The sequence below is a fragment of the Ruminobacter amylophilus genome, from assembly GCF_900115655.1.
In the GTDB taxonomy this organism is placed as follows: domain Bacteria; phylum Pseudomonadota; class Gammaproteobacteria; order Enterobacterales; family Succinivibrionaceae; genus Ruminobacter; species Ruminobacter amylophilus.
The window spans coordinates 23,473-40,901 of sequence record NZ_FOXF01000005.1 but is presented as its reverse complement, the minus strand read 5'-3'; the positions used below and the strand labels follow the sequence as shown (position 1 = coordinate 40,901).

Annotated in this window: 21 protein-coding genes; 18 read left to right on the top strand and 3 right to left on the bottom strand. The window is 39.7% G+C overall.

Annotated features, from left to right (window positions below; translation table 11 throughout):
• The first annotated feature begins 5 nt into the window (after positions 1-5).
• From rpsN to BMY80_RS02275, 16 genes are all read left to right on the top strand, one after another.
• The gene (rpsN, locus tag BMY80_RS02350) at positions 6-311 is read left to right on the top strand and encodes a 30S ribosomal protein S14 (RefSeq protein WP_031578264.1); all 306 of its coding nucleotides are present in this window, start codon (positions 6-8) and stop codon (positions 309-311) included.
• 17 nt (positions 312-328) lie between these two features.
• On the top strand, positions 329-721 hold the full coding sequence (rpsH, locus tag BMY80_RS02345; protein ID WP_031578265.1) for a 30S ribosomal protein S8: 393 nt from the start codon (positions 329-331) through the stop codon (positions 719-721).
• Between the two features lie 11 nt (positions 722-732).
• Positions 733-1,266 (top strand): 50S ribosomal protein L6, encoded by a 534-nt coding sequence (gene rplF, locus BMY80_RS02340; RefSeq protein ID WP_031578266.1) that lies wholly within the window; start codon positions 733-735, stop codon positions 1,264-1,266.
• 9 nt (positions 1,267-1,275) lie between these two features.
• Positions 1,276-1,626 (top strand): 50S ribosomal protein L18, encoded by a 351-nt coding sequence (gene rplR, locus BMY80_RS02335; RefSeq protein WP_031578267.1) that lies wholly within the window; start codon positions 1,276-1,278, stop codon positions 1,624-1,626.
• Positions 1,627-1,637: 11 nt separating this feature from the next.
• Complete coding sequence (gene rpsE, locus BMY80_RS02330) at positions 1,638-2,144, top strand: 30S ribosomal protein S5 (RefSeq protein ID WP_031578268.1); 507 nt, start codon at positions 1,638-1,640, stop codon at positions 2,142-2,144.
• A gap of 3 nt (positions 2,145-2,147) precedes the next feature.
• Positions 2,148-2,330, top strand: coding sequence for a 50S ribosomal protein L30 (rpmD, locus tag BMY80_RS02325; RefSeq protein WP_031578269.1), 183 nt, complete (start codon positions 2,148-2,150; stop codon positions 2,328-2,330).
• Positions 2,331-2,332: 2 nt separating this feature from the next.
• Positions 2,333-2,785, top strand: a complete 453-nt coding sequence (gene rplO, locus BMY80_RS02320; RefSeq protein ID WP_031578270.1) for a 50S ribosomal protein L15 — start codon at positions 2,333-2,335, stop codon at positions 2,783-2,785.
• Between the two features lie 10 nt (positions 2,786-2,795).
• On the top strand, positions 2,796-4,124 hold the full coding sequence (gene secY, locus BMY80_RS02315) for a preprotein translocase subunit SecY (RefSeq protein WP_093140596.1): 1,329 nt from the start codon (positions 2,796-2,798) through the stop codon (positions 4,122-4,124).
• Between the two features lie 18 nt (positions 4,125-4,142).
• Complete coding sequence (gene rpmJ, locus BMY80_RS02310; RefSeq protein WP_010457377.1) at positions 4,143-4,256, top strand: 50S ribosomal protein L36; 114 nt, start codon at positions 4,143-4,145, stop codon at positions 4,254-4,256.
• A gap of 153 nt (positions 4,257-4,409) precedes the next feature.
• Positions 4,410-4,766, top strand: a complete 357-nt coding sequence (rpsM, locus tag BMY80_RS02305; protein ID WP_031578272.1) for a 30S ribosomal protein S13 — start codon at positions 4,410-4,412, stop codon at positions 4,764-4,766.
• 14 nt (positions 4,767-4,780) lie between these two features.
• Complete coding sequence (gene rpsK / locus BMY80_RS02300; RefSeq protein WP_031578273.1) at positions 4,781-5,182, top strand: 30S ribosomal protein S11; 402 nt, start codon at positions 4,781-4,783, stop codon at positions 5,180-5,182.
• A 28-nt stretch (positions 5,183-5,210) separates the two neighbouring features.
• Complete coding sequence (gene rpsD, locus BMY80_RS02295; RefSeq protein ID WP_031578274.1) at positions 5,211-5,834, top strand: 30S ribosomal protein S4; 624 nt, start codon at positions 5,211-5,213, stop codon at positions 5,832-5,834.
• A gap of 23 nt (positions 5,835-5,857) precedes the next feature.
• On the top strand, positions 5,858-6,865 hold the full coding sequence (locus BMY80_RS02290; protein WP_093140594.1) for a DNA-directed RNA polymerase subunit alpha: 1,008 nt from the start codon (positions 5,858-5,860) through the stop codon (positions 6,863-6,865).
• Between the two features lie 27 nt (positions 6,866-6,892).
• Positions 6,893-7,282, top strand: coding sequence for a 50S ribosomal protein L17 (rplQ, locus tag BMY80_RS02285; RefSeq protein ID WP_031578276.1), 390 nt, complete (start codon positions 6,893-6,895; stop codon positions 7,280-7,282).
• A 164-nt stretch (positions 7,283-7,446) separates the two neighbouring features.
• Entirely contained in the window at positions 7,447-8,511 is a 1,065-nt protein-coding gene (locus tag BMY80_RS02280) for a DNA-directed RNA polymerase subunit alpha (RefSeq protein WP_093140592.1), read from the top strand.
• Positions 8,512-8,672: 161 nt separating this feature from the next.
• Positions 8,673-10,859, top strand: coding sequence for an alpha-amylase (locus BMY80_RS02275; RefSeq protein ID WP_093140590.1), 2,187 nt, complete (start codon positions 8,673-8,675; stop codon positions 10,857-10,859).
• A gap of 104 nt (positions 10,860-10,963) precedes the next feature.
• Here the strand turns inward: BMY80_RS02275 and ribA are convergent, their stop codons facing one another.
• Positions 10,964-11,602 carry a GTP cyclohydrolase II gene (ribA, locus tag BMY80_RS02270; RefSeq protein ID WP_093140588.1) on the bottom strand — a complete coding sequence of 213 codons (639 nt, stop codon included), beginning with the start codon at positions 11,600-11,602 and terminating at the stop codon, positions 10,964-10,966.
• 12 nt (positions 11,603-11,614) lie between these two features.
• Complete coding sequence (locus BMY80_RS02265; protein WP_031579682.1) at positions 11,615-13,222, bottom strand: hypothetical protein; 1,608 nt, start codon at positions 13,220-13,222, stop codon at positions 11,615-11,617.
• 305 nt (positions 13,223-13,527) lie between these two features.
• Here BMY80_RS02265 and BMY80_RS02260 point away from each other — a divergent pair, with 305 nt between their 5' ends.
• Positions 13,528-13,941: a DUF440 family protein gene (locus BMY80_RS02260; RefSeq protein WP_031579681.1), complete on the top strand. Its 414-nt coding sequence runs from the start codon at positions 13,528-13,530 to the stop codon at positions 13,939-13,941.
• Positions 13,942-14,022: 81 nt separating this feature from the next.
• On the opposite strand, the gene BMY80_RS02255 is transcribed toward BMY80_RS02260, so the two are convergent.
• Positions 14,023-14,667, bottom strand: a complete 645-nt coding sequence (locus BMY80_RS02255) for a L,D-transpeptidase family protein (protein ID WP_084155481.1) — start codon at positions 14,665-14,667, stop codon at positions 14,023-14,025.
• A gap of 452 nt (positions 14,668-15,119) precedes the next feature.
• Between BMY80_RS02255 and parC the strand changes: the two genes are divergently transcribed.
• Complete coding sequence (parC, locus tag BMY80_RS02250) at positions 15,120-17,426, top strand: DNA topoisomerase IV subunit A (protein WP_093140586.1); 2,307 nt, start codon at positions 15,120-15,122, stop codon at positions 17,424-17,426.
• The last annotated feature ends 3 nt before the right edge of the window (positions 17,427-17,429 follow it).

Genomic DNA, 17,429 nt, shown 5'->3' with positions numbered 1-17,429 from the left:
TAGTTATGGCTAAAACATCAATGTTAATGCGCGAAAAGAAGCGCGAACTCCTTGCTAAGAAGTATTTTCAAAAGCGTCAGGAACTCAAGGACATTATCTCTAGCGTTACCGCAAGCGATGAAGAAAAGTGGGCTGCTGTTTTAAAGCTTCAGTCACTTCCACGTGATTCCAGTGTTATCCGTCAGCGTAACCGTTGCAGCATCACTGGTCGTCCACATGGTTATTTACGTAAGTTTGGTATGTCTCGTATCATGGTTCGTGAACACATGATGAAAGGCGAAATTCCTGGTCTTAAAAAGGCCAGCTGGTAATTCTAGGAGATTGACTTATGAGTATGCAGGATCCAATTTCGGATTTATTGACTCGTATTCGTAACGGCCAGGCTTCCGGTAAGGTTACGATTAGTTTACCTTCTTCAAAGCAGAAAGTTGCAATTGTTGATCTGCTTAAGAAAGAAGGCTATATTGCAGATTTTTCTGTTTCTGGCGATGAAAAGAAAGTTCTTGAAATCAGCCTTAAGTATTTCCAAGGCAAGCCTGTAGTTGAAATGATCAAGCGTGTTTCACGTCCTGGTCTTCGTATCTACAAGAGCTGTTCAGATCTTCCTAAGATTCAGAATGGTTTAGGTATTGCTGTAATTTCTACCTCTAAAGGGCTTATGACTGACCGCGCTGCTCGTAAACTGGGCATCGGTGGTGAAGTTGTTTGCTACGTAGCTTAAGGAGTAAAACAATGTCTCGTGTTGCTAAGTCTCCTGTAGTTATCCCTGCAGGTGTTGAAGTTGCTCTTGACGGTAACAACATCACCGTTAAAGGTAAGTCAGCTTCATTAAGTGCTAAGATCAATTCTTTAGTAACTGTAGCTGTTAAAGACGGCGCTGTTACTTTTGCTCCAGTTGATGATTCACTCGAAGCAAATGCTCAGTCTGGTACTGCACGCGCAAATGTTGCTAACATGGTACGTGGTATCGAAAAGGGCTTTGAACGTAAGCTTACCTTAATCGGTGTAGGTTATCGTGCTCAGGCTAAGGGCAAAGTGTTAAACCTTGAATTAGGTTACTCACACCCAATCAACTATGATGTACCAGAAGGAATCACTATTGAAACTCCTTCTCAGACTGAAATCGTTGTTAAAGGCGTTGACAAGGCACTTGTTGGTCAGGTTGCTGCAAATCTTCGTGCTTATCGTAAGCCAGAACCTTATAAAGGTAAGGGCGTTCGTTATGCTGACGAAGTTGTACATATTAAAGAAGTTAAGAAGAAGTAGGAATAAGCAATGGATAAGAATTTATCTCGTCTTCGCAGAGCTAAGAAAGCTCGTGCTAAGATGCATGAATTGGGTGCTACACGCCTAGTTGTTTATCGTACTCCGCGTCATATTTACGCTCAGGTAATTAACAACGACGGTAACGTAGTTGTATGTGCTTCAACTCTTGAAAAAGATCTTGCTGCACAGGTTAAGTACACTGGTAATATTGAAGCTGCGAAGTTAATCGGCAAGGTTGTTGCTGAACGCGCAGTTGCAAAAGATGTTACCACTGTTTCTTTCGATCGTTCAGGTTTCCAGTATCATGGCCGTGTTGCAGCACTTGCTGACGCTGCCCGTGAAGCTGGTCTTAAGTTCTAAGGTGAATGAGAATGGCTAGAAATGAATCTCAGTCTAACGAACTGCAGGAAAAGTTGGTTGCAGTTAATCGTGTAGCAAAGGTTGTTAAGGGTGGTCGAATTTTCTCATTCACTGCTTTAACTGTTGTTGGCGACGGTAATGGCCGTGTTGGTTATGGCTATGGTAAGGCATCTGAAGTTCCAGCTGCTATTGCTAAGGCTATGGATCAGGCTAAGGCTAACATCGCTGAAAACAAGGTTGAACTTAACAATGGTACTTTATACCACGAAGTAAGAGGTACTCATGCTGGTTCTACCGTATTTATGAAGCCTGCTTCAGAAGGTACTGGTATTATCGCTGGTGGTGCTATGCGTGCTGTGCTCGAAGTTGCCGGTGTTAAGAACGTGCTTGCAAAGGCATATGGTTCAACCAACCCTGGTAACATCGTAAGAGCAACTGTAGCAGCTTTAAACTCTATGAAGTCTCCAGCTGCTGTATGTGCTAAGCGTGGTTTAACTCTTGACGATATTTTGGAGTAAAAAATGGCTGAGAAGACTATTAAAGTTACCCAAACTAAGAGTGCTATTGGTCGCAAGCCTAATCACGTAGCTACTTTACGTGCTCTTAAGCTTCGTCATATTGGTCACACTGTAACTCTTCCTGATAATCCACAGATTCGTGGTATGGTTGCTACTGTGTATTACATGGTGAAGGTGGAAGAATAATTATGGAAAAGAAATTAACATTAGATTCTTTAAAGCCTGCTGAAGGTTCCAAGAAGCCTAAGCTGAGAGTAGGCCGTGGTATGGGTTCTGGTGTTGGTAAGACCTGTCGTCGTGGTATTAAGGGTGCTGGCGCTCGTAAGAGTGGCGGTACTAGACCAGGATTTGAAGGCGGTCAGATGCCAATCAAGATTCGTTTACCTAAGTTCGGTTTCTTCTCAAGAATCGCTCAGGTTACTACTGAAGTTCCTCTCAACGAATTAAACAAGGTTGAAGGTGAAGTAGTTGATCTGCTGTCCTTAAAGAAAGCTGACATTATCGGTCACAAGTTCGAAAATGTTAAGATTATTCTTTCTAAGGAAGCTAAGTTAAGCAAGGCTGTAGTAGTTAAGGGCCTCAAGGTAACTCAGGGCGCTAAGGCTGCAATCGAAGCTGCTGGCGGTAAGGTAGAAGAATAAGGATATAAAAATGGTAGCAAGACCAGGCCAAGATAAAAAGGAAACTAGTGAACTCAAGCAGAGAATTTGGTATGTAATTTTTGGGCTTATCATCTTCCGCTTTGGTTCCTACATCCCTGTTCCTGGTGTGAATGCCGATGTGCTCCGTGAAGTGTTTAATTCCCAAAGCGGAAACGTAATGGGGATGTTCAACATGTTCTCTGGTGGTGCATTGGAACGTGCGTCCATTTTAGCCTTAGGCATTATGCCTTACATTTCCGCTTCTATTATTATTCAGCTAATGTCGGTTATGATTCCTCAGTTAGCTGAATTAAAGAAAGAAGGCGAAGCCGGTAGACGAACATTAACAAAGTATACCCGCTGGGGAACTTTGCTATTGGGTTTAGTTCAAGCATCAGGTATCGCTTATGGTTTACCAAGAATGATGCCTGGTCTTGTAGATAACCCAAGCTTTCAATTCTATGTTGTTGCGACATTAAGTCTTACCACTGGTACTTTGTTCCTGATGTGGTTAGGCGAACAGATCACTGAACGTGGTATTGGTAATGGTATCTCACTTCTAATTTTTGCTGGTATTGTTGCTGGTCTTCCTCGTGCAATCGGTGTTACATTAGAGCAGTCGCGTCAGGGTGATTTGAATGCATTAAGTCTCATCATAATTGCTGTAGTCGTTATAGCAGTTACTGCCTTTGTTGTGTTTGTCGAACTTGGTCAGCGTAGAATACCAATTAATTACGCCAAAAGACAGAGTGGCAATCGTATTTACGAACCGCCTGCAAGTCATTTGCCTCTTAAACTGAACATGTCAGGTGTTATACCTGCAATTTTCGCATCTAGCATTATTATGTTCCCTGCGACAATTGCTGCATGGTTGGGTAGTGGCAATGCTGATCAGGGTATTTTTGTAAGTACATTGCAGGAAATATCAATGCTACTGTCCCCAGGCCAGCCGTTATATGAAATTTTATATGCGGTTGCCATCATGTTCTTCTGTTTCTTCTATACCGCGATGGTATTTAATCCTCGTGAGATAGCTGACAACTTAAGAAAGGGCGGTGCACTTATTTCTGGTATTAGACCTGGTGAACAGACTGCTAAACATATTGATAAGGTTATGACAAGATTATCTCTTGCTGGTGGCCTTTACATGTGCTTTGTGTGTCTTGTTCCTCAAATGCTCATGAGCTGGTTTAACGTTCAGTTCTATTTTGGTGGTACTTCGTTGCTGATTATTGTTGTGGTAACAATGGATTTAATCGCACAATACCAAAGCCATAAGGCAAAATTACTTTATGGTGATGTGCTGAAGAAAGCAAATTTGTTAAATTATGGACGCTAGTCCAAACAGGAGTATGTCATGAAAGTTGGTGCTTCAGTTAAAAAGATTTGCCGTCACTGCAAAATCATTAAGCGTGGTGGTGTTGTAAGAGTAATTTGTACTGATCCTAAGCATAAGCAGCGTCAGGGTTAATATAAATTTACTCAATTAATTTTGTTTGCAAAAAAACTGCATGTCATGTATAATCTGTGACTGCAGTTTTTTATTGTGCACTAGTCGGCCCCCGCGTATCCTAACGGGCTTTGCGGAGGCTATTTTTTATAACTTACATATTAGGAGTTTATAGTGGCCCGTATAGCTGGTATTAACGTTCCTGATCAGAAGCATGCAGTTATTGCACTTCAGTACATCTACGGTATCGGTGCTACCACCGCAAAGAAGATTTGTGCTGATGCTCAGATCAGAGAAGACGTTAAAATTAAAGATTTAGATGAATCTGTATTAGATAAAGTTCGTGAACAGGTTGCTAAGTACACTGTAGAAGGTGACCTTCGTCGTGAAATTACTTTAAACATTAAGCGTCTTATGGATCTTGGTTGTTACCGTGGTCTTCGTCATCGTAAAGGCTTACCAGTAAATGGTCAGCGTACTAAGACTAATGCTCGTACTCGTAAGGGTCCGCGCAAGGCAATTAAGAAGTAAGCGAGGTTAATATAATGGTTAAAGCATCTCACAGCACTAATGCTCGTGCTCGTAAGCGCGTAAAGAAGCAGGTAGCAGATGGCGTAGCTCATATTCACGCTTCTTTTAATAATACAATTATTACTATTACTGACCGTCAGGGTAATGCTCTTTCATGGGCTACCTCTGGTGGTTCTGGTTTCCGTGGTTCCCGTAAGTCCACTCCATATGCTGCTCAGGTAGCAGCTGAACGTGCAGGTGAAGCAGCTAAGGAATACGGTGTTAAGAATCTTGAAGTTAACGTAAAGGGCCCTGGTCCTGGTCGTGAATCTTCAATTCGTGCACTCAATGCTATTGGTTATAAGATTACTAATATCACTGACGTAACCCCAATTCCACACAACGGCTGTCGTCCACCGAAGAAGCGTCGTGTGTAGTACCTTCTTTGCATAATGGAGTATTAAAATGGCAAGATATATTGGACCATCTATTAAATTAAGCCGTAGAGAAGGTACAGACCTTTTCCTCAAGTCAGGTGTTAAGGCTTTTGCTGCTCGTGGCGAAAGATCAAGAAAGCTTCCTGGTCAGCATTGGGAAAACAGACCTCGTACTTCTGAATACGGTCTTCAGTTACGTGAAAAGCAGAAAGTTCGTCGTATTTACGGTGTTTTAGAACGTCAGTTCAGAAACTACTATAAGAAGGCTTCTCGTTTGAACGGTAACACTGGTGAAAACCTTCTTAAGCTTCTTGAATCCCGTCTTGATAACGTAGTTTACAGAATGGGTTTTGGTTCTACCAGAGCAGAAGCAAGACAGCTTGTTAGCCATAAGGCTATCATGGTTGACGGTAAGGTTGTTAATATTCCTTCATTCCAGGTTTCAGCTGGTGCTGAAATTGTTGTTCGTGAAAAGGCTAAGAATCAGGAACGTATCAAGGTTGCTCTTGATTTAGCTAAGACTAGCGAACCTATTAGCTGGGTTGAAGTTGATGCTGATAGCATGAAGGGTAAGTATGTTCGTGTTCCAGAACGTTCAGATTTACCTGCTGATATTCAGGAACAGCTTATCATCGAACTTTACTCTAAGTAATTTAGTCTCTAAACGAGGGAATAATTTTGGGCTCTGTAAAAGACTTTTTAAAACCAAGACAGGTGGCAATAGAACCTGTTGCTCAGAACCATGCAAATGTCGTTCTCGAACCTTTGGAACGTGGTTTTGGCAATACTTTAGGTCAGGCTTTGCGTCGTTGTCTATTAATGTCTGTTCCTGGTTGTGCAATTACCGATGTGGTTATCGAAGGTGTTGCACATGAATATAGTGCAAAGTCAGATATTCAGGAAGATGTTCTTGAACTGTTATTGAATATTAAAGGAATAGCAGTAAGCATATTAGATGATGCAGAAAATGAAGTCGATATAGAATTGTCCAAGTCTGGAGCCGGTCCCGTTTGCGCTGGTGACATCGTAAGTGATAAGGTTAACATTGTTAATAAAGACCATGTACTTTGTCATCTTAAGTATGCTAAATCTAACATTCAGATTAAAATGAAGGTTGTGCGCAACGTTGGTTTTTTACCTGCAAGTCAGCAGGGAAGAAAGCCTGGCTTTGATGAAGACAACAACATTATGTTAGACGCAAGTTTCAGTCCCGTAAAATATTTATCTTATGAAGTAGATTCTGCCCGTGTTGAGCAGAGAACTGAATTAGATAAATTGGTGCTCGATATTGTAACTAACGGTGTGTTAGATCCAGAACAGGCTATTCATTTAGGTGCAAGTATCCTTCGTGAACAACTATATTCTTTTGTGGATTTAGATGCTGTTAAGACTGTAAGCCCTGTAGAGCAGACTCATGTTCCTGCTCCGGATCCGGTACTCCTTAAGTCCGTTGATGATCTTGAGTTAACAGTTCGTTCTGCTAACTGCTTGAAGGCTGAAAGTATACAGTACATCGGTGATTTAGTTCAGCGTACTGAAGTTGAGTTGTTAAAGACTCCAAATCTTGGTAGAAAGTCTCTAACTGAGATCAAGGATGTTTTAGCTCAGCGTGGTTTATCCCTCGGTATGCGTCTTGATAACTGGCCTCCTGCCGAGTTGTCAGGTCAAGGTTCTAAGTCATAACAACATTTATTTTATAAGGAAGATATCATGCGTCATCGTATGAGCGGTCGTCAGTTGAACCGCAATAGCAGCAGCCGTGCTGCATTATTCCGTGCTTTAGCTGTAGCCTTATTCAGAGAAGAAACTATTAAGACTACTTTACCTAAGGCTAAGGAATTACGTCGTGTTGCTGAACGTCTTATCACTATTGCTAAGGTTGACAGTGTTGCTAATCGTCGTTTAGTATTTGCACGCACCCGCGATAGAGATATCGTTACCAAGCTTTTCAACGACATTGGCAAGCGTTGTCTTGAACGTAATGGTGGTTACACCCGTATTTTAAAGTGCGGTTTACGTCCAGGTGACATGACTCAGATGGCTTACATCAGCTTAGTTGATCAGAAGCCTGCTGAAGTTGCTGAAACTGCTGAAGCTTAATTTATTTTAAGTAATAAAAAAGACCTCGTGTATGCGGGGTCTTTTTATCTTTTTTTAGCTTGACTTTTACAGTACACCGTATATAATTAAACGATCATTTTTTGCTTTTTAGCAATTGTTAATTTTTATACAGATTGTATATTCTGTCAAATGAGGAATCAAACTTGAACTTCTCAACTGATACTTTTAGACCGCAGCAGGCTAATATTGAAAAAATCTCTCAGACTCAATCAATAATTAGACTTGAACCATTTGAACAAAATTTCGGTCTCACTTTAGGTAACGCCTTAAGAAGAATTCTTTTATCATCTATGCCTGGTTGTGCAATCAATGCAGTAAAGATCAAAGGCGTAGATCATGAATATACTACTAAGGAAGGCTTGCAGGAAGATATTCTGGTTTTACTGTTAAATCTTAAGAAGATTGCAGTTGAAATTGAAAATACAACCATGAATGAAGCAGTGCTTTCTTTACATGTTAATGACCCTGAAACGTCTTCAGAGGATAACCATAATTATAAGTCAGATTATGTTGGTCCTATTACTGCCGGCGATATCTATTGTCCAACAGGTGTGAAGATTTTAAATCCGGAATTAGTTATCTGCCACATTACTCATCGTTCAGTTCCGTTCATTATGGAAGTTTATGTTGACAGAGGCAGAGGCTTTGACAGAGCCGATTTACGTTCTTCTAATCATGCTGAAGATCATAGAGATCATGGCGAAGGTCGACTGCTTGTTGATGCTACTTATAGCCCTGTGAAGAATGTTGCATATAGAATCGAACCTTACGAAAATAACGAAGGCAGAGCTCTTGAAAGTCTGGTGATTAGTCTTGAAACAGATGGTACCATTACTCCTGAAGATGCCCTGAAGCATGCTGCAACTATTTTCCATGAACAGCTTGACGCGTTTATCAATATCAGTTCATTTAGTGAACCTGTTGTTGAGGAAGATAATGAACCTAAGATCAATCCACAGCTTCTTAAACCAGTTGAAGAGCTTGAACTTACTGTTCGTTCTGCTAACTGTCTGAAGGCTGAAGGTATTAAGCTTATAGGTGATCTTGTTCAGCGTACTGAAGTTGAGTTGTTAAGAACTCCAAATCTCGGTAAGAAATCTCTTTCTGAGATTAAGGATGTTCTTTCACGCGAAGGTCTCTCTTTGGGAATGCGCATTGAGAACTGGCCTGAAGCAGAGGACGAACCTGAAGTTAAATACAGACTCTAATTTAAGTCCTATTAGAATATTAAAACCACCTTTATGGTGGTTTTTTGTTATTAATCACTCTTTATATTGAATATAACAGACTATTTAGAAATAATAATTTACAATCAATCTTATTTAGTTTTATAAATTTATTTTCGATCATGAAATTTTGAGGGATATTTATGAACAAATTTTTATTATCAGCTCTAGCTGTAGCTGTATCAGTTGCAACTTTTGGCTGTAACAGTGATAACTCAGTAGGCAAAGGCACGGTAACAAAACAAGCAAAAGAGCATACCGTTTTATCAGGCAAGCTTGATAACAAGCCTGTTTATATTTATCTCAATGGCGTCAATGCAGGATCTGCCAGTCAGTTTAAACTTCATGAAAAGAATAATGTCTATAAGGCTTCTGTAGCTCTCGAAAAAGGTACCTATAAGATTAAACTTGGTGATTCAGGTCTGACCTGTGGTACTACTTTTGGACCAGATGCTGATGCCCGTATTTCATTCGGTACAGCAACTCAGATGTCAAACTGTGCTAAGGGAGAATTTGAGCTTAAGGTTCTCCTCCCAAGTACCTATGACTTTACCCTTAATTATACCAAGGATGTTCCAACTCTCAGTATTTTGAGAGGAACTAAGAAAGTTGAAGTTAAACGTCAGCCTCCTGCAGTAGACTGTGATAAGTGGAATGGTCAGGCTATTACAGCGAATGTATCCAAGGCATGGAAGAATGGAACTGTAGTTAGAGATGCTTATACCGGTCAGACTGCTACAGTTAAAAACGGTAAGGTAACCATGACTCCTTCCCCTGCCAGTGAAGGTATTCTTCTCCTTGAAGAAGCCAAAGATAAGGCAATTCCTGCTTTCTCATGGGATAATGCCAATGTTTATTTCATGCTGACTGACCGTTTCAACAATGGAGATAAGTCAAACGACCATTCATATGGAAGAAAGTTTGATGGTGAAGATGAAATCGGTACATGGCACGGCGGTGACTTTAAGGGTATTACCGCAAAACTTGATTATCTCAAGAAGCTGGGTATTAATGCCATCTGGGTGACACCGATTGTTGAACAGTCACATGGCTTTGTGGGCGGTGGTGTCGAACAGTCATTCCCATTCTATGCATACCATGGTTATTGGGCTATGGACTTTACGAATATAGATAAGAATCTTGGTTCTGAGGCTGATTTCCAGGAGTTTATTGATGAAGCTCATAAGAGAGGCATCAGAGTTCTTGTTGACGTGGTTATGAATCATGGTGGTCATGCAACCTTAAAGGATCTTCAGGACCTTGATTTGCCAGAACTTGTGAACAAAAAAGATGAGTTGCCAAAAGATTATTCAGATTTCAAACCTGTTGGCATGTATGGTACCTGGAGCAGTATCAACGCATTTATAAACACCAAGACCAAGGATTGGAAGAAGTGGTGGGGGCCTGATTGGGTTCGTGCAGGTTTGCCTGGATATCCTGAACCAGGTGTCGGTGACGCTGATATGGCTGTAGGCGGTCTTCCTGATTTCCTGACGGAAAGCAACAAAGCTGTTTCTCTGCCTTATTTCTTAAAGCATAAAAAAGATACCAAGGCAGTTGATTTGCCAAATGCAACCATAGTAGATTATCTGGTAAGTTGGCATACTTATTACGTAAGAAAGTTCGGTATTGACGGTTTTAGATGTGATACTGTAAAACATGTTGATCCGATTGCATGGAAGAAGTTAAATGAATCTGCCGTAAAGGCTTTAAAGGAATGGAAAGCTGAAAATCCATCAAAGAAGCTTGATGATTTACCATTCTTCATGGTTGGCGAAGTGTGGGATCACGGTGTTGCAAAGGACCTCTGGTATGACAACGGCTTCTCAAGTATTATCAACTTTGACTATCAGAGAGAATCAATGTCTTATTCACAGTGTATGAAGACAGCTGATGACGTTTATTCAAAATATGCAAGAATGATTAGCAGTGATCCTAGCTTCAATGCTATGTCTTATATTTCATCTCATGATACCAAGCTTTTCTTTGGCGATTATAAGGATTTTGCATTACAGAAGCGTGCTGCAAACAGCTTCATGATGCTTCCTGGCCAGGTTCAGCTCTATTATGGCGACGAATCCGGTAGAGATCTGATGAAGGATGGCGGTTATATCGATCAGGCTTTGCGTTCTGATATGAACTGGGGTGACCTTGATAAGCCTGAGTACAAGGATCTGGTAAATCACTGGTCAATTCTTGGTAATTTCCGTTTGAAGCATCCTGCTGTTGCCAGCGGTAAGCATACTACACTTTCCAAGTCTCCATATACTTTCATGAGAAATACTGGAAGTGATAAGGTTGTAATAGTATCTGCTGGTAGAAAAGACTAACGTCAGGTATTTGTTCAGATAATTAAAATCTCCTGTTCAGGTAATGAACAGGAGATTTTTTATTGGGTATTTTATACTATGAGATCTATGAGCTGGTTTTATATTTAATGATTGCCGTGAGTCAGCCAGTGCCCCATACGCTCTTCTTTAGTATCCAAATAGTTTTCATTATATTTATTGCGTCCTACTTCTATTGCCACGCGTTCAACAACGTTAATGTTGTATTTCTTCATTTCGGCAACTTTAAGTGGATTATTAGTCATTAGTTTAATTGACTTAACTTTCAGATAGTTAAACATTTCTGCACAAATTTCGTAGTGCCTTGCATCAGCGGGGAAGCCTAAATGAAGATTGGCATCTACAGTATCCATCCCATTATCCTGTAAATGATAGGCTTTTATTTTATTGAACAGTCCGATACCTCGTCCTTCCTGTCTAACGTATAACAGAACACCTCTTTTTTCTTTTGCGATCTGTTTCATTGCGGCTTCCAGCTGAAAACCACAGTCGCATTTTAAACTGAACATGGTGTCACCGGTAAGGCATTCTGAGTGAATACGTGCCAATACAGGGGCGTCAGTTGTTATATCTCCCATATATACAGCTGCGTGTTCCTTGTTCTGTTCATCTTTAAATGCAATTATGTTGAAAATACCAAAAGGTGTAGGCAATTTGGCACTTTCAGTTACATCGGTAATATGATATCCGGTCTGTTCCTTAATGGATTTGTTGTCTTCAGTCATGAGTACTTCTTTTTATTTGTGTTCTAAAAATGTTTGAATTTTACTGTGGAGTTTACTTTGTTCCAACAATTCAGATCTGTTTTCATCTGTTAAATTAGGATTTGTTGAATAAATTTTCTCCAATTTTGATAATATACCATAAAGTTCAGGGGTGATACTGTAACGTTCTCTATCTCTGAGGTTCTCAATACTTTCCTGAAATAAGGCAGGAATTCTCAGGTCATAAACGTTTTCAGCCGTTTTAACCATGTTGAATTCTGTATATTCTGTCTGTCTAACCATATGATTGAACAAAAGCAGAGTTCTGTGCTCATTAGTGATCTCAGAATTGTTGATATCTTTATTAATATATGGAAGTGAGATTATACCTGTTGTGACAAATGTTATGCTGAGTGAGGGGATAATTATTGCCAGCTGACCAACGAGGAAATTTGATTTTGTCTGATAGAACATTGTTCTTTCTTCGTAATTAGAATCAAATGCCCAACAGTAGGAAGCCAGAAGAAACAGAATGATAAAAGAATTATCAAATATGTTCGTTTGAGTATTAAGTACTATTATTGGAACTATGGTACAGAAATTACTGATTGTATAAGCATTTTTCTTTGAGTATTTGAAATAAACGTGATACAGAAAAAGAAATGCTGAGATAATGCCCAAGACTCCTATGATGCCGGCTTCGATGACAATTCTTGTCATTGAGCTTATATCGTTTTCAAATGGTACGTCGACGTCATTATTCACAATGTAGTGCAGAATAGTACTATTGGCAGTTTCATAACCGGTTCCGATAAGAAGGTTTGGACGGATAACTTTTGCGTAAATATCCGTGGAGTATGAGGAAAGGTTGTATGATCCATAGAGATCATATGTTGAAAATGCTATGAAGCCTGACAATAGGGTGGTAAGCAGAAGGATAAAACCCGCAAATGTATTATTTTTGCTTTTTAACGCACAGATTCCTGATATTAGAGTAACAATAACAGTGGTGCATATAATAACTAATGATTTGCAGATTGCGAGTTCAAGAATAACAAGTGCGGCCAGAAAAACTGAAAGAATGGTGCTAAGGTTCTTTAATTTTGGAGTTTCGTAGTCAGAGGCTGTAATGAACAGAAGTGCGGTGATTCCCCAAATTATGCTTGTCTGATGATTTGCAACTATGGAGACTGAATCGCATATATCTGCATTAAAATGCGTAAGCAGCATTTCAATGATGGCACCTACAGGTATCAGTATAAGAAGTAATTTTTTCAGTTCGACAATTTTATATAGCTGATAAAAAGCGAAGAATGTAAGAGAGAAAAATAAGGCTCCAATGACAGGGGCGAACGTGTCATTGCTATTTGTTATAAAATGATAGACAGCAGGAATTATAAATAAAATACTGATTAATGACAGTGTTTTATATGATGAATTGATGGTAATTTCCTTCCTGGCAGAGACACTCCAAAATCCTAAAGCAATGATTCCGGAAACAAATGCTAGAGTGATGAGGTTGTTTGAATTGCCAAAACTGATAGCTGATGTCGGTCCGTCGAGAACAAGGATATGTGAGAAAAAAAGAAAATATGAAGATAGTATAACGATTAACAGGAAATTGATTACTTTCTTTTGCATTTTATTTTATCCGTGTAAGCCTTTTGAGTTAAATTTTTATTATACACAGCCAAAAGACTATGCATTTTGGCTTGTTATCATGTAACAGACCTCAATCTGCAGTTGTTTTTCAAATTTATATAGTTAATAATTTATTTGTCCGTGGATAACGTACAATTTTATCACAATATAGTCATTATTTCGACTAATGCTCGATATTGAATGAGTTTGGATGATCGGTATACCTGCTGGACATCAGAGTTATACCGCCCCCTCTTTTTTTAGTTGTCAATGAAAAGGATAGCCCTTTTAAATTAAGGTTTTGTATGGAAAACAATGAAGTATATGAATTAGATGACGTTACGGTTGATAGACTTGTGTCTGAGGCTTTTAATATTATTCAGGAGTCCATTCAGATTGATCTGGAAAATGGCAATATTACTGAAAAGGATATCAATGAATTTAATCAGGCAGTTGAGAATGACTCAATATATCAGGGAATTATCAGACCTCCAATGTACAGTTGGAGCGATATGGATGATACTCTTGAGGATATTTTGAATGATGAACTAGAAGCGTATAATTACGCTGAGGTATACATTGCCAGACCTGCGGAGAATGAAAACGAAATTGAGCATGTTTTTGCCGTAGTTCTTCTGAAAATCAACAATACCGATGATGAGCAGAAATTTGCCTGTCTAAAGTGGAATCCTGAAGGTTATGCTGAAATGCTGGTATAGAAAAATTTAAAACGGCTTTGTTTTTCACGAAGCCGTGGTTGAATTTATGGCAGTTATGCTTATGACATGCTAACAGTTATTCTATGGCTGTATTTCGATGACTGTTCCAGGGGAGACCAGTTCAAGAAATTCATCCATGTCATCATTGAGCAATGCGATACATCCGTTTGTCCAGTTTGATGCCTGGAGCCCAGGAGTAGGATTGTCTTTAATGTATGGCTGACCGTGAACCATTATCATTCCGCCAGGTTTTTTACCGAATGATTTTGCATACTGGATATCATTTTTATTGGGATATGAAATATGGAATGATTTATGAAATCTTGAGTTTTGATTCACGTAGTCAAGAATATACGTACCCTCGGGAGTTTTCTTGTCTCCTTCAAAGTGTTTGTGTCCTTTAGGATTTTCTCCTAAAGCAATAAAATAGGTTTTTATGATTTTGCCTTTACGATACAAAAAAAGGCGATATTTTGACTTTTTCACTACAACCTTATCCACTGAATCCCCATGGAATATAAATTGTGAATAAGGTATTTTTGTGGTTTTAAGCTTGGTGTAGTCGGTTCGTTCGTCATATTCCGGTGCTTCAAGAATGGCTTCAATAAAAACAGAGAATGGAAGGTTTGTTCCTGCAGTTTCCACATTTTCTGCCTGAGCGTTATGATTTGAGAAAAAAATAATCAAAAAAGCTATAGTGCTACAGTAAAATTTTAAGGCTTTCATTTTTATCATTATCTGGCTGACTGTTTAGCATTGAATCCGGTGCCTAATTATAGTCTTTTTTTCTCTGTTTTTAATGAAATTTTATGAATTTATAAGGGATTGGTTCTGTAATAAGGTGTATCTGTTAATAGAGAATAATCGCTCTTCTTAGAGTATAATATGCAAGTTTACCGATAATTATGCAGAAAACTGCCGTTAAGATATTGGATGGGCCGTTTCATAGTATATGTTCAGTCAGTAAAGTAATTCCGGTTAATGGAAGATTACAGTCGTTACCATGATTGTAATAGAAAGGTGTCTGATTGTTTTTGTCTTTGCGACATACAGGATGTGTGATGAGGTTTTGCCTTAATTACTGAAGTAACTGATGACTGTTTAAATGGTTTTATGGCTGGAAACACGACTTGTTGTAAAGCCTGTAATGAAGTGTGGTTCAAAAGGGATTATATGATATGGATGAGAAAAAAATGAGTTACGAGGGAGTAGAACTGCTCCCGCTGGAAAATTTTACTGAATCAGCATATCTGAATTATGCCATGGCTGTCATCAGGGATCGTGCATTGCCTCATATAACCGACGGCTTAAAGCCGGTTCAGAGACGTATCATTTATGCTATGAATCGTTTAGGACTCAGTGCCACATCAAAATTTATGAAATCTGCCAGAACAGTGGGTGATGTTATGGGTAAATACCATCCGCACGGAGATTCTTCATGTTATGGCGCGATGGTTCTTATGGCTCAGGACTTTTCATACAGATATCCACTGGTTGACGGACAGGGAAACTGGGGACATCCGGATACTCCGAATTCCTTTGCCGCCATGCGTTATACTGAATCAAGACTTTCAAAATTTTCCGAAGTTCTGCTGTCCGAATTAGGTTCCGGCTGCACGGAATATGTACCTAATTTTGATGGCTCAATTCAGGAGCCTAAATATCTGCCTGCCAGACTTCCTCATATTCTGCTTAATGGTACGTCCGGCATAGCTGTCGGTATGGCCACCAATATACCTCCTCATAATGCAGTAGAGGTGGCTAACGCATGCGTCCACATGCTGGAAAATCCTAAGGCAACAGTGGACGATCTTATGCAGTTTATAAAGGGACCTGACTATCCTACTGAAGCAGAAATAATCTCCACTCCCGCAGAAATCAAAAAGCTATACGAAACAGGTAAAGGCACGATCAGAATGCGTGCCGTTTACAAGGTTGAAAAAGGGGAAATAATCATTACTGCACTCCCTTATCAGACGAGAGGGGCTGAGATTGTTTTGAAAATTGCTGAACTGATGAATGCCAAAAAGCTTCCTATGCTCAGCAATATACGTGATGAAACATCAGATACCTGCAGAATTGTTCTGGTTCCAAAGTCCAACAGGGTGGATGTGGATAAGATGATGTCTCATCTTTTTGCCTTGCCGAAACTGGATTTGGAAAAAACCTATGCCATTAACATAAATATTCTTGGACTTGATGGTAATCCGGTGGTGAAATCTCTTCCTCAGATTTTAACTGAATGGCTTAAATTCCGTTGCGATACCGTAAAGCGCCGTATAACAACAAAGTTGGATAAGATAAATGCAAGACTTCATCTGATTGACGGGTTGTTTATAGCTTTCTTAAATCTTGACGAAGTAATTCGTATCGTCAGAGAAGAAGAAAAGCCTAAGCAGGTACTGATGGAAAAATTCAAACTCTCAGATCAGCAGGCTGAATATATTCTTGAAACCAAACTCCGTCAGCTTGCCCGTATTTCAGAAATGGCATTAACTTCTGAAAAGAATGATCTTGAAAAGCAGAAGAGTGAACTTAACGCACTGCTGGATTCACCAACCAAATTCAAAAATCTGGTTAAGAAGGAATTGAAAGCCACGGCAGCTGAATATGGTGACGAGCGCAGAAGTCCAATAGTGGAGAGAGAAGTCGCTCAGGTTATATCTGAGAGAGACCTGACTCCGGCAGAACCTGTAACAGTTGTTCTGTCTAAGATGGGATGGGTAAGGGCAGCAAAAGGGTATTTGGAAAATCCGGAAACTCTGTCATACAAACAGGGGGATGAATATTTGGATTCCGTATTCTGCAAATCCAATATGCCGGCTGTTTTTCTGTCTAGTAAGGGAAAGGCCTACACTCTTGATGTCAGTTCAATGCCTTCAGCCAGAGGTCAGGGGGAACCGCTGACAAGTAAATTGGGCCTTGAGGCTGGGGAAATTGTGGAAACTGTAATAAGTTCAGCTGAAGACGATTATTATCTGATAGGAACTGATGCGGGGTATGGTTTTGTCTGCACATTTGCTGATATGCTCAGCTATACCATGAATGGCAAGAGTTTTATCAATCTTACCGAAAATGCAAAAGTACTCAAGCCGGTGCGCATAGACAACCTTGAAAATTCATTATGTCTCATCGTGTCAAATATCGGCAAAATGCTCGTGTTTAAGGTTAGTGAACTTCCTCGACTGTCTAAAGGTAAGGGTAACAGAATGATAAACATTCCTACAGACAGAGCTCAGAACAGGGAAGAGTACGTAGTCGACTATACAGTACTGACGCCAAATGACTCTGCTGTTATATATGCTGGCAAACGTCATTTGACGGTTACTCCATCTGAAATAGATACGTATCAGAATACTCGAGGTCGCAGAGGTATTACTCTTCCAAGAGGACTGCAGAAAGTAAGTTACATTGAGAAGGTGCAGTCTAAAACAGAGGTCGAGAGTGAGCCTGAGAAAACACAGGATACCGAAAAGGAATTTTAATTT